Here is a 13,333-nt window from a genome sequence, read left to right as displayed (position 1 = left end):
ATCCTTAATTTGACGATGACGTTTTAACGGTATTCATCTTATTTAAAAAACTTAAGTAATGTTGCGCCACAAGATCAGGTGTTTCTACGATAGGTGTATGACCAATTTGATCTAATAAAATAGGGGGATGTGCTTTTTTTAAGGCGGTCCCTAATTCATGTGCAACTTCAACATTGACTATCTGATCTTGTTTTCCCCACAAAATCAATGTTTCAACCTCAATATTTTTTAACAATTGAGCAAATGATTCAACGGTGTACTGTTGATTGAGTTTTACAAGCTGATGAATCAGCTCAGATGTATCCGCCGCGCGTTGAATAAGTGCTTGCTCTTGTTGTTTCTTGATTAAACTGGGTATGAAGGGAGCTTTATGCATGACTCTCCTAGAAACATAATTCAAGTCTCCAGGTTGTGAGATTAAAAGCTGCTTTAAATAAATTGGGTTATTGAGGAAGAATGTTTTGTTGCTTCTGAATAATCCACCGGCACTGATCAGAAATAAACTTTTCATTTCTTGAGGATATTTAGCAGCATACATCAGTCCGATTGATCCACCGACAGAGTGACCCGCTAGATTAAGCTGGTTTTCAATGCGTAATGCTTCTGCAAAACGACGTAACTGTTCAGTCAGATGAGGAAGTGATAAGTCAAACCCCTTAGGCGTTAGCGTTTGTCCACTTCCAGGCAAGTCAACAATAATGACACGATATTGCTGTGTGAGATTCCGAGCTACATGATTCCAACTGTCTTGATTCATGCCTATACCATGAATTAGTAATAAGGCAGGTCGATCAGCAGGACCACCTTCGCTATAAGACCACACAACATCTCCGACGCGAATCGTTTTATTGGATAATCCTGACCAAGCACGTTCTTCATTTAAAACTTTTTGATAGTCGATAAATTCAACAGTATTTGCTCGGGTAGATGAGGTACCGAGGCTGAGCATTAACGCGAGTAAAATGGAAAATAAATGTTGATGCTTTAATATGGGTAAAGGAAGATGAACAAACATGCAGGTGAAATCCCTTAAAACAGGGCGACATTATAATCAAGTGACTTTTATAAAGTAGTAGTTAAAAGTAAAAAATAAATCCTATTTTTGTGATAATTGGTTCTCGATTTAAATAAGTTTTACTTCATAAACATAAATTTAAGCGCTGAATCAGCTGCTAAAGTGATTCAGTAAGGAATGATCATAATCATCAGATTTGAAGAAATTGAAGATATTTTTAGCAATTAACAAAAATTGTAACAGAGTTTAAATTTTGTCAGTGACAATCAAAAAGCACAGTATTAAAATTACTTCAAACCTTGATAAACCATGGATACAAGATGCTAACTGCACAAGAAGCTTTAGAACGTTTAAAAATTGGTAATCAACGTTTTGTTGAAGGTCAAACCAAGCATCAACGATTATTGACGCATCATGAGCGCGCTCAGATGGCTGAAACTCAAGAGCCATTTGCGATTGTATTAGGATGTTCTGATTCACGTGTTCCAGCTGAAATGGTTTTTGATCAGGGCTTAGGTGATTTATTTGTTATTCGTGTAGCAGGTAATATCGTAGCTCCATCTCAAGTTGGAAGTGTGGAGTTTGCAGCCGAAAGTTTTAATTGTCCTTTAGTGATTGTATTGGGTCATACACATTGCGGCGCAATCGACTCAACGATTGAAGCATTACGTAATCCTCAACAACCGCCATCTGTTAATTTGATGTCTATTGTCAATCGCGTACGTCCATCAGTCGAAATTTTAATGCAAACTGAGTTAAAAGATGATTTGAAAAAGCTTTCAGTACACGCGGTTCGCTCAAATGTTTTTGCTTCAGTTAACCAGTTGCGCCATGGTTCTGCGGTGTTGGAAAACTTGATTGCACAAGGTAAATTAAAAGTTGTAGGTGCAGAATACTCACTTGAAACAGGTGAAGTTACATTCTTTGACTTCTAATATCAGCATTTTAAAAAAGCCAGCTTAAGCTGGCTTTTTTATTGATTGGGATTTATGGATCTCTATGTCTATAACTTTATAGAGCGCCTTTAATGTAAGGATATGCATTATTTAAGAGTTTAGGTTGAGCTTGTTCATTAGGATGAATCAGATCTTTTTGCATGAGTTTATTATTTCCAGCAACACCTTCTAGAAAAAAAGGGAGCAACTTCACATTAAATTGCTGGCTCACAACCCTATAATTATTTTCAAAGGATTTGCTATAGGCTGAGCCGTAATTTGGAGGAATCTTCATGCCAAACATAAGGACTTTGGCATTAGATTTTTGGCTCAATTGAACTAATCGAGTTAGGTTTTGTTGAATCATTTTTGGAGGTTGACCTCGTAAACCGTCATTACCTCCCAATTCAATTACGACAATATCTGGTTTGTGTGTTTGAAGCAATTTGGGCAAACGTGCTAATGCACCACTGGTTGTTTCACCGCTGACACTTGCATTGACCACTCGATGTTGTTTCGGATACTGTTGATCAAGACGTTTTTGTAAAAGATTGACCCAACCTTTCTCGGTAGGCACGCCGTAACCAGCACTTAAACTATCACCAAGAATAAGGATAGTTTTTGCAAAGCTATTGATCGGTAAAAGAAACAGACAACTGCAGATAAATAAAAAGGCAGTTTTTCTCAACGTAACAATATTTAAACTTTGACTGATTTGCATAAAGGCTTTCTATGGTTCGTAATGACTCAACTTCTTCAATCATGCCACAAGCGTTAATTTCTGCACAGCAATTGACACAAACGATACAAATCCAACAAAAAAAGTTGACGATTTTTGAGAATCTAAATCTACAAATTTATCCTGGCGAGCAAGTCGCAATCACAGGCAGATCGGGTTCTGGAAAATCTACACTGTTGGGAATTCTGGCGACATTAGATCAGCCAAGTTCAGGAACATTGTCGATTAATGGTATAGCAGTTGAGCAATTAAGCGAAGAGCAACGCGCTCAAATTAGACTTGAAAATATTGGTTTTGTATTTCAATCCTTTCAGCTTTTACCTTCTTTATCTGCGCTTGAAAATGTCATGTTACCGCTGAGAATTCAAAAGAATTTTGATTATGCCAAAGCAGAACAACAAGCCCTTTATTGGTTGAACAAAGTGGGTTTAGATCGTCAAAGTACTCAAACACCTAAAGTACTGTCTGGGGGAGAACAACAACGTGTAGCAATTGCACGCGCTTTAATTGCTGAGCCCAAAATTGTATTTGCGGATGAACCAACGGGAAATTTAGATGGGACGACAGCCCAGGAGATAGAACAGCTTTTATTTGATTTGAATCGGGAGCTGGGCACTACATTGGTTTTAGTCACCCATGATCAACAGCTAGCACAAAAATGTGAGACGCATTATGAATTGATCAATGGTCAATTACAAAAAGTACAAGGTGCTTCAAGATCTGGAGAGCGTGTATGAGTGCGCTATTTAAACCTTTGTTGAAGCAAAGTTTTGCTAGTACAGGGATTTATTTGCTCATTTTTGCATTGAGTCTCGCGATTAGTGCGACAACCGCTTTAAAGTTCAGTAATGATCAGATTCAACAAGCTGTTTCATTGCAGGCTGCTAAGCTTCAAGCTGCAGATCTAGTGTTAAGTGATCAATATCCGCTCGATGAAAAATTTAAAAAGAAGGCAAGTCAACTCAATCTACAACAGTCCCTAGTGACGGTTTTTGGCTCAATGGCACATACCGATGAACAATTTGTCATGGTGAATGTCAAAGCGATTGAGTCCAATTTTCCGCTACGTGGTGAACTCATTATTCAACCTGATCAGACTGCTATTCGGTCAGGAGAGGTATGGCTGAGTCAACGTGCTTTAGATTTATTAAATGTTAAAATAGGGGAGAGGGTTCAAATCGCAGATGCGAGTTTTACAGTCACAGGAGTCATTGAAAAGGATTCTAACCAAGAACTCGGATTTTCAGCCTTTTCACCTACAGTGATCATTTCACAATCTGATGTTGCGGCAACCAATGCGATTCAGCCTGGAAGTCGTATCGAATATCGTCTGCTTATGTCTGGTGAGCCGAATAGACTTAATGAGTTTACGGCTTATTTTGATCAGCTCCATCCTAAAAAAATGATTGAACCAAATGCAGATGATCAGCAAGCAATGGAAACCCCAAGCTCAATTCGCTTGAGAACTGCGGATGAGGCGAATACCCGCCTGATGCGTCCAATTGAAAATCTAGATACTTTTTTACAGCTTGCAAACATTCTTACAATTTTACTGTGCGGTATTGCAATTGCGTTGACCAGTCAAAGGTACGTTCAACAAAATCAAGATCATGTTGCTTTAATGAGATGTATGGGGACTGCAAAGTTCCAAATTCTTAAGAACTATATTGCATTACTTATGATTGCCGTCGCAATTGAGATGTTCATCGGTACTGGATTAGGGATTGGTCTAGGCTATATTTTATTGCAGTTTATGTTACAACTAATTCCGCATTTAGACATCCAATTTAGCTTGTTTGATTTGGTTTTGGGTCCTTTGCCGATTGCAATATTCACCAGTGTCATTGTGATGTTTGGATTTATTGTCCCAAGTTTGATGCAGCTCTTAAATACGCCTCCAATTCGTGTTATCCGTGAGGATGTTAAATCTACGCGTTCTCTCTTAACCTTATTGGGAGCGGGAGCTGTAAGTCTTATTTTATTTTGTATTTTGCTCACTCAAAATATACAGCTCTCATTGCTCGTTATCGGTACGATCCTCGCATTGTGTGCAAGTATGTTCAGCATAGTTTGGTTGCTATTAAAGATGATCAAATCTTTGAAAAATAGATGGTCAGCCTATGTACGTGTACCTAATCAAACAGCATTTCAAATTACTGCACTTGCATTAGGTCTGAGCCTGATTACAGTTCTTGTAGTATTAAGGACGGATCTATTAGATCGTTGGCAGCAACAGTTACCTGAAGGTACGCCAAATCAATTTATTTATGGTCTTCCTCCATTTGAAGTTGAGCAATTTAAAGCTCAGATCGAAAAAGAAGGTTGGCCAAGTACACCCTTGTATCCGAATATCCGCGGACGCCTAATTAAACATAATGGTCAGCCATTTTCGGAATCATTAAGAGCGCAAAATAACTCACTCAGACGAGAGTTGAATTTGACTCAAGCTCAAGGCTATCCAGAAGATAATGTCATTGTCAGTGGGCAGCCACAATTGCAGCAGGTGGGAGATGTTTCTGTTGAAGCAAATCTTGCTGAAGAGTTAGGGATAAAAGTGGGTGATCAACTCAGCTTTAGCTTGCCAGAAGGTGAACTTCAAGCCAAAGTTGTAAATTTAAGAACAGTCGAGTGGGAAAGCTTCAGTCCAAATTTTTTCTTCATTTTTGCACCGAATACGATGGATGAAAATGCTGGAAGTTATTTAGGAAGTTTTTTTGTACCTCAAGATGAAAAATCCAAGTTGGTCAATCTGATTCAGCAGTTCTCAAATACTGTATTTATCGATGTTTCCTTAATTTTAGAGGAAATTAAAAACTTAGTATCTGTTCTGGTTCAGATTATTACCATTCTTGCGCTTCTCGTCAGTGTTTCAGGTTTTTTGGTGTTGATTGCTTGCATTAATTTATTGATGGATGAGCGAAAGCGAGAAGTCGCGATTTTAAGATCATTTGGCAGCTCAAAATCCAATTTGAAAAATATGCTGAGTTTAGAAATTGGATTTATCGGCTTTATGGCTGGCTTAGTATCGTGTTTTTTTGCTGAGGTCATCAGTGCGATCGCCAGTTATAAAATGGATCTCGCAATACAACCGCATTGGGAAATCTGGGTGATTCTACCTATGAGCATGACGATCTTATGTGCGCTGATTGGTCGTTATCGTTTAAGCTACTTAACTGAGATTCCTCCATTAAAAAGCTTGCGCGAACTCAATCAATCATAAAATTTATGAGGTCTAAAAAATGCAATTGGAATTAATACGCCAATTGCATTTTCATTTGCTGCAACATTTCAGCCCAAATGGGTTGTATTCCGCTCACTAAGCCTAAGTTATATTGATACATGAACCAACATAAGAAGATGCCTAGAGGAAGTACCACGATGGTAGTGGTGAAGCCTAGTCTAAATCGTTGACCGATGTACCAACATAAAGCCATGACTGCACCCATCAACATTCCACCAATATGCGCTGCATTATTTATTCCAGGGATCATGAATCCCATACCAATATTTAATGCCAAGATGATCAGCAGCGATTTACGATCAAAGAGAAATTGTTGTTGTGGTAAAGGGGGAAAAAGAGATAAGAGCGTTAAAGCACCACCTAAACCCATAACGGCACCTGATGCACCTGCGGATACACGTGGAAATAAATCATGGTTGACATGCTCCAATAACTCGTAACTATTCCGAATATCAATCAGTCCACTGATCAAGCTTCCCATAATGCCTGCTAATAGATACAAGCCTAAAAAATAAACGTGTCCAAGTGTTTTCTCAGCGACATTGCCAAAGATATACAATGCCCACATATTGAGCATTAAATGAATAAGACCAAAATGAAAAAATGTACTGCTGAAGATTCGGAGGGGTTCCTCTAAATAAGTCAGCGGTGCATAATCAGCACCCCAGCGCAAAGCATCTATTGTTGCTGGGTTTGATATATCCACCCCGCTAAAGATTTGCCAGATAAAAAGTCCAACATTCAGTGTAATGATTAAAAACGTAATCTGACTTAAGGGTAGACGTGATTGGCTTTGAAATTGGGGTGGTTGCATTTCAGTCATGTCATTGTATTCTGTGATAATGATATGGATTAAGGTCAAGCATGTACTACGCTAACAAAAGGAGCAACACACTGACATGAAAGCATTTATTGTTCGAACTTTATTGGTCATTGTCAGTATCATCCTTGTAATTCAACTATGGATTTTTTCAAGTCTTGCATGGTGGAGAACCAATGCTGTTGATACAACGATGCTCATGCGTTGGACATATTGGACCGACAGTTCGAAGCCTATTCAGCATCAATGGCGTGATTATGAGAATATCAGTGATCATCTGAAACGTGCGATTATTGCAGCTGAAGATGCTAAATTTATGCAACATCATGGCTTTGATTTTGACGGCATAAAACATGCTTTGGAAAGAAATAAAGAAAAAGAACAAGTGGTTGCGGGTGGATCTACCATTTCCCAACAATTATCCAAAAATCTATTTTTATTTAATAAGCGTTCTTTTTTACGTAAAGGACAAGAGGCGGTCGCTACTGTCATGATGGAGCGTATGTGGTCAAAACAACGCATTCTTGAGGTATACATGAACTCCATTGAATTTGGAGATCATATTTTTGGTGTGGAAGCTGCAGCACGTCATTATTTTGGAAAATCGGCAAGCAGTCTAACACGTGAGCAAGCCGCATTTTTGGCAGCGATCTTGCCGAATCCGCGTTATTATCAACACCACCGTCAAGATCGTAAACTCAAAAATAAACAGCGAATTATTTTGCGTTACATGAATGCTTCAAGAATTCCGTGAAATGTAATTGTCTAAAAAACTTTCGTGAGATCAAAAATGCACAGTGATCATGTGCATTTTTTATGAAATTGTCATAAATTTGAAGCATACTTAAGACAGATCTTTAGCATGCAGGTTTTGTGGTATGAATACCGCGATGACAAATACTCCAACTGAATATACTTATAATGAACGATATATCAATCGTGAACTTTCAATTTTAGATTTTCATCTTCGTGTTTTAGAACAAGCGGTTGATCCATTGCATCCATTGCTTGAGCGAATGAATTTCTTATTGATTTTTTCAAGAAATATGGACGAATTCTTTGAAATTCGTGTTGCGGGTGTTATGGAGCAATTGGAGCTCGGTAATGAAAGCCGTAGTCCAGATGGGTTAACACCAAAGCAAGTTCTTGAGAAAATTTCACAGACTGCGCATGCTGCAATAGAGCGTCAATATCGTATTTTGAATGATGAAATTTTTCCAAAATTACGTGAAGAAGATATCTGCTTCTTACGTCGTGGAGAGTTGACACCTGCTCAATCCCAATGGATTAAAAAATATTTTCAGGAACAAGTTGCGCCAGTACTTACTCCAATTAGTTTAGATCCAGCACATCCATTCCCGCGTTTAGTCAACAAATCACTCAACTTTATCGTCACGCTAGAAGGCAAAGATGCTTTTGGACGACAGATTGATTTAGCCGTTGTCCCTGCGCCACGTTCTTTACCACGTGTGGTTCGTTTACCTGACGAGTTAACCGATGGTAAAGAACACCACGTGATGCTGTCAGCGATTATTCATGAGCATGTCTCTGATTTATTCCCAGGAATGACTGCGACAGGTTGCTATCAATTCCGTGTGACGCGAAATGCGGATTTAGCCCTTAATGAAGATGTCGAAGATTTGGCAAAAGCATTAAAAGGGGAGTTAAACTCTCGTCGATTTGGACGTGCTGTCCGTTTAGAAGTGACAGAAAATTGCCCAAAACATATTTATGATTACCTTCTCAACGAATTCGACTTGCATGAAGAACAATTATATAAAGTTGATGGACCTGTGAACTTGGCACGTTTAGTGTCTAATTTTAAACGTCCGCATTTGAGATATGACTCACATACGCCGGTCATTCCTAAAGTATTAAAGAAGTCTGAAAATGTTTTTTCTGCGATGAAGAAACAGGACATTCTTTTACATCATCCATTCGAATCATTTGCTCCAGTTATTAATTTATTACGTGAGGCAGCACGAGATCCACAAGTTTTAGCGATTAAGCAAACATTATATCGAAGTGGGCCTGATTCTGAGATTGTTCAAGTGTTGGCTGAAGCTGCACGTAATGGTAAAGAAGTCACAGCTGTCATTGAACTTCGAGCGCGATTCGATGAAGAGTCAAATATTGCGGTAGCAAATGTTTTGCAAGAGGCTGGTGCTGTGGTGGTTTATGGCATCGTAGGCTATAAAACACATGCAAAAATGATTCTCGTTGTGCGCCGTGAAAATAATAAATTGGTTCGTTATGTGCACTTAGGTACAGGGAATTATCATGCAACCAATGCCCGGATCTATACCGATTACGGATTGATGACAACGGACAAAGAGCTTTGTGAAGATGTGCATCGTATATTCCAAGAGTTGACTGGAATGGGCAAAATGGCAAAATTGAAGAAATTACTTCATGCGCCATTTACGTTGCATACACAGTTAATTAGTTATATTGATGAAGAGATTGCTCACGCCAAAGCGGGTAAGCCAGCTCAGATTATTGTGAAAGTGAATGCGCTGACTGAAGTGCAACTGATTAATAAACTTTATGAAGCATCACAAGCTGGTGTGCAGATTGATTTAATCATACGTTCAATTTGTTGTTTAAGACCAGGTTTGCCAGGGCTTTCTGAGAATATCCGTGTGCGCTCTATCGTTGGACGATTCTTAGAGCACACACGTGTGTATTATTTTGGAAATGCAGGGCAACCACGACTGTATTGTTCAAGCGCAGACTGGATGGATCGTAATTTATTTAATCGTGTTGAAGTTTGTTTCCCTGTTGAGGATCCAACTTTGAGAAAGCACATTTATCAACATGGTTTATTGAATTATATGAAAGATAATCAACAAGCTTGGTTGTTAAATGGTGATGGAACTTGGTCACGTGCGCAATGCGATGAAGGTGAGACTCCTCATAATGCGCAACATAAATTGCTTGAACTCTTTAAATCTTAAATGATTTTTATAAAAAAAGGAGCCAAATGGCTCCTTTTTTGTGATGACTTATTAGCAAATATCAGCAGTAATGCGCTGTAGAATTTGTAAAAGGACATCAAATTCGCTTTGCAATGGCGTACTTTTACGCGTCACTAATGACAGAATGCGTGAAGGGGCATTCTCAATTGGTCGGATCACCAATTGATCATTATTTTTCAGCATATGTGTATTTACCGCAATCTGAGGTAGTAATGTAAAGCCCAGATTAGAACTCACCATTTCAACCAATGTTGGTAATGAGCTCGCTTTAAGGCGATGATCATTCTTGCGTTCACCGATAGGGCATACACTTAAAGTATGGTCTCTTAAGCAATGACCTTCTTCAAGCAACATGAGGTGTGTCAAATCAAGGTCTTCTAGAGATTTAGCTTGCGCCGTTTTGTGGTCAGCTTTGTTTGCAACTAAGTACAAACTCTCTTTCGCAACTTCAGCGACTTTTAAGCCACGTGTGTCGAATGGGAGCGCTAACATGATCATGTCTAAATTGCCATGTTCTAGCTTTTCAACCAAATGTTCACTCTGTGCTTCATGAAGATGTAGTTGAATTTTAGGCAGCTCTTTATGAACTTCTTCTAACAATTGCGACAAAATAAATGGTGCAATCGTTGGAATAATTCCTAAATGAAGATCACCAGTAAGTGGTTCGCTCATCTCACGGCTCAGTCGCATGAGATCTTGAGCATCAGCAAGAAGGACACGTGCTCGTGCAACCACTTGCTCACCGAGAGGGGTTAAACGTACATTTTGGCGATCACGTTCAACGAGAACGCCACCCAATAAACGCTCGAGCTCCATAATCCCGCCAGAAAGCGTAGACTGAGTAACGAATGAGCGACGTGCTGCTTCTGTAAAATGCAACGTCTCAGACAGAGTCACGAGATATGACAGCTGTCTTAGGGATGGTAATGCAGCCATAGTGTCCTAGTGTTTATCATTTAAAATGTTTTGCAAACAAACCACTCAGTTGTGGGATGAAATGCGCAGGAATATCATGCCCCATTCCTTCGATTAATTCAAACTTTGCGCCTGATATTGCTTTTGATACTGCCTTGCCGTGGCTAAAAGGGAGTAGACGATCCTTTGAGCCATGTACAACCAGTGTTGGCTTTTGAATTTGCTTATCGATAGAAACTAATGAGCCTGTACATAATATTGCTAAAAACTGTTGAAGTACACCCGCTGGATGATAACTACGCTTATATAATTTACGCGCGTTTTGAATAACTTCCAATTGATTGACGTAACCAGGTGAACCAATCGTCTGAATGACTTTAATACTATGATTTACAATACCATCTTCATCATTCGATGCAGGGCGACCAATAAGACTAAATAATTGTTTTGGAAATGGTGGCGGAAGAAATGGCTGATTATTACTGGTAAATAATAATCCTAGTTTATCCACTTTTTCTGGATATTTTGCTGCCAATATCTGAGCGATCATTCCCCCCATTGATGCACCAATAATATGCGCTTTTTCAAGACCTAATCGTTCAATGAGTAACGCTACATCTTCAGCCATATCATATAAATTGTAAGGAGAGCCTTGATTTCCTAGACCAAAAGCAAATCGACCCATAAGTTTAAATGTATTGAGGCGAGGTCCCTTGTGCTTAATTTTTGTTGAGAGGCCAATATCTCGGTTATCGAAACGAATGACTCTGAAACCTTGGTCTATTAAAGATTTGCAAAAAAAATCTGGCCAAAAAAGCATCTGCGCACCCAGTCCCATGATGAGAATAATCGTAGGATGTTCAGCCTTGCCTCCAACTTCAATATGAAGGTCGATCCCATTGCCTAGACTCACTTTACTTTCTTGCATGAATGGAGCATAAGGTGAAACTTGATATTCTAGTGCGTTATTCATTTTTATTGTGTCCAAACTAAAAGGGTACTTTCATTTGAAAATACCCTAAATCTTTGAATAATTAAACGGCAGCTGGAATTAAATCTGGGACCAGTTTGGTCAATGTTAAACGTTGCTTCGCTGCTGTTGGTCCAAGTAGCACAAATCCACGAAGCGTTGATTCTTGGTCAAGTGCTTTAGCAATCATTCCGTCATCGAGTTCTTCAGTTTCCCAAGTTGCCTCTACACCTTGAGGTACAGGTAATACAGTCAGTGGTGCAGCAGGAGTTTTCACTGCAACTGGCATCGCTGGATAATGAACTTGTGTATTTTCACCAGACAATGTTTTAGCTAAAGCACGTGCTTGTTGCATAATTGGCATGACATACGGAAGCAGTAAACCATTTACTTCTGCACAATCACCTAATGCATAAATATCGGTTTTATTGGTTTCCATTAAAGTGTTAGTCACAATCCCACGGCTGGTATGGATTCCTGCTTCTTGTGCAACTGATGTATTGGGTTGCAGGCCAACAGCAGAAAGAACAACGTCAGCTGTAAAGCTCTGTCCATTTGCAAGCGTTACGGTATAGCTTTCGTTTGAGTTTTTACTTACCCGATCTACGGTGGTACTTAATGCAAACTGAATACCTGTTTCTTCAAGATTTTGCTGGAAAGCATGTGCAACGTGTTCTGGTAGAAGGCGACCCAAAGGTTGTGGGGCAAGATCAATCACAGTCGCTTGATGACCAGTGTTCTGTAAATCGTTGGCAAACTCACACCCAATGAGGCCTGCACCTAAAATGACAACACGCTTGTCTTGTTTAAGGTCGAGCTTAGAGCGAAATTCACGATAATCAATCAGTGAGTTAACTACATGAATATCATCAGCGCCATCACCTGAAATGGCTAAACGAATAGGGTTAGCACCTACAGCTAATATTAATTTGCTGTATATAAGGTTTTCAGCTTGTCCATCTTTTGTGTAGGTCAATTGATGTTGATCTGCAGAAATTGAAGTTACAGTCGCATGATCAATAATTTGCATATTCAATTGCGCAGACATTTTCTCAGCATCACCTAAGGCAATTTGCTCTGGCGCTTTTTTACCTACAAGTGCATTAGATAAAGTTGGTTTTGCATAGTTCACCGCATCATCTGAGCAAATCATAACAAGTGCTTGTTCAGCATTCAGTTTGCGAAACTCTCGCGCTAATGTGTAACCTGCCATGCCAGAGCCAACAATGATGATCGGTTGCATAGTACTCTCCAATACTGATAATTTTTTTAGTAAATAAGAAAAAAGACCATATCAAAATGGTCTTTAAAGGAAATCTGTATTAGATTTCAATCATTTCAAAATCTGCTTTTGATACGCCGCAATCTGGGCAAGTCCAATCATCTGGAATATCTTCCCATTTAGTGCCTGCAGCAATGCCATCTTGTGGCCAGCCTTCTGCTTCGTCATAAATCCATCCACAAACGATGCATTGATATTTTTTCATTTGATTCTCCAAAAAATACTGACAATTCCATTTATTGGTGTCAGCCAAAATCTTTCTCACACCTAGACTCGAGTGATATGAATTTTTATCGTTCATATTCAAGCAAATTTTTACGCAGTTCGAGGTGGAAAGTAAAGTAAATAACGGAGTTTAGCTGACTAAAAGAGAAGCTGAATGGCAGATTAGGACAAAACGCATGCTAATTATGCTAATGCATGATAGGACTGAGCATT

General features: G+C 39.1%; 12 protein-coding genes. 5 read left to right on the top strand and 7 right to left on the bottom strand.

All coding sequences use genetic code 11. From position 1 onward, the window contains the following. Window positions 1–4: 4 nt before the first annotated feature. Window positions 5–1,015, bottom strand: coding sequence for an alpha/beta fold hydrolase (locus tag BMW42_RS07115; RefSeq protein ID WP_092766886.1), 1,011 nt, complete (start codon window positions 1,013–1,015; stop codon window positions 5–7). 320 nt (window positions 1,016–1,335) lie between these two features. On the opposite strand from BMW42_RS07115, the gene BMW42_RS07110 reads away from it, so the two are divergent. Continuing rightward, window positions 1,336–1,950, top strand: coding sequence for a carbonic anhydrase (locus BMW42_RS07110; RefSeq protein WP_035266649.1), 615 nt, complete (start codon window positions 1,336–1,338; stop codon window positions 1,948–1,950). Window positions 1,951–2,026: 76 nt separating this feature from the next. On the opposite strand, the gene BMW42_RS07105 is transcribed toward BMW42_RS07110, so the two are convergent. Continuing rightward, window positions 2,027–2,671, bottom strand: a complete 645-nt coding sequence (locus tag BMW42_RS07105) for an arylesterase (RefSeq protein ID WP_092766885.1) — start codon at window positions 2,669–2,671, stop codon at window positions 2,027–2,029. 41 nt (window positions 2,672–2,712) lie between these two features. Here BMW42_RS07105 and BMW42_RS07100 point away from each other — a divergent pair, with 41 nt between their 5' ends. Both BMW42_RS07100 and BMW42_RS07095 read left to right on the top strand, forming a co-directional pair. Next, on the top strand, window positions 2,713–3,426 hold the full coding sequence (locus BMW42_RS07100; protein ID WP_416224319.1) for an ABC transporter ATP-binding protein: 714 nt from the start codon (window positions 2,713–2,715) through the stop codon (window positions 3,424–3,426). Further along, window positions 3,423–5,909, top strand: coding sequence for an ABC transporter permease (locus BMW42_RS07095; RefSeq protein ID WP_092766883.1), 2,487 nt, complete (start codon window positions 3,423–3,425; stop codon window positions 5,907–5,909). Before BMW42_RS07100 ends, BMW42_RS07095 begins: the two co-directional genes overlap by 4 nt. Window positions 5,910–5,940: 31 nt before the next feature. On the opposite strand, the gene BMW42_RS07090 is transcribed toward BMW42_RS07095, so the two are convergent. Next, on the bottom strand, window positions 5,941–6,753 hold the full coding sequence (locus BMW42_RS07090) for a rhomboid family intramembrane serine protease (RefSeq protein ID WP_092766882.1): 813 nt from the start codon (window positions 6,751–6,753) through the stop codon (window positions 5,941–5,943). Window positions 6,754–6,829: 76 nt separating this feature from the next. On the opposite strand from BMW42_RS07090, the gene mtgA reads away from it, so the two are divergent. After that, window positions 6,830–7,504 (top strand): monofunctional biosynthetic peptidoglycan transglycosylase, encoded by a 675-nt coding sequence (mtgA, locus tag BMW42_RS07085; RefSeq protein WP_035266660.1) that lies wholly within the window; start codon window positions 6,830–6,832, stop codon window positions 7,502–7,504. A gap of 124 nt (window positions 7,505–7,628) precedes the next feature. Continuing rightward, entirely contained in the window at window positions 7,629–9,707 is a 2,079-nt protein-coding gene (gene ppk1 / locus BMW42_RS07080; RefSeq protein ID WP_035266707.1) for a polyphosphate kinase 1, read from the top strand. A 51-nt stretch (window positions 9,708–9,758) separates the two neighbouring features. On the opposite strand, the gene oxyR is transcribed toward ppk1, so the two are convergent. The 4 genes from oxyR to rubA form a co-directional block, all read right to left on the bottom strand. Further along, window positions 9,759–10,664: a LysR family transcriptional regulator OxyR gene (oxyR, locus tag BMW42_RS07075; RefSeq protein WP_035266662.1), complete on the bottom strand. Its 906-nt coding sequence runs from the start codon at window positions 10,662–10,664 to the stop codon at window positions 9,759–9,761. 16 nt (window positions 10,665–10,680) lie between these two features. After that, entirely contained in the window at window positions 10,681–11,616 is a 936-nt protein-coding gene (locus BMW42_RS07070) for an alpha/beta fold hydrolase (protein WP_092766881.1), read from the bottom strand. A 61-nt stretch (window positions 11,617–11,677) separates the two neighbouring features. Then, window positions 11,678–12,856, bottom strand: coding sequence for an NAD(P)/FAD-dependent oxidoreductase (locus tag BMW42_RS07065; protein WP_092766880.1), 1,179 nt, complete (start codon window positions 12,854–12,856; stop codon window positions 11,678–11,680). A gap of 79 nt (window positions 12,857–12,935) precedes the next feature. Then, entirely contained in the window at window positions 12,936–13,100 is a 165-nt protein-coding gene (gene rubA / locus BMW42_RS07060; protein WP_000760495.1) for a rubredoxin RubA, read from the bottom strand. Window positions 13,101–13,333: the final 233 nt, after the last annotated feature.

The sequence above is a fragment of the Acinetobacter sp. DSM 11652 genome (assembly GCF_900109815.1).
Taxonomy (GTDB): Bacteria; Pseudomonadota; Gammaproteobacteria; order Pseudomonadales; family Moraxellaceae; genus Acinetobacter.
The sequence above is the reverse complement of the archived record's forward strand: the minus strand, read 5'-3'. Positions and strand labels throughout refer to the sequence as shown.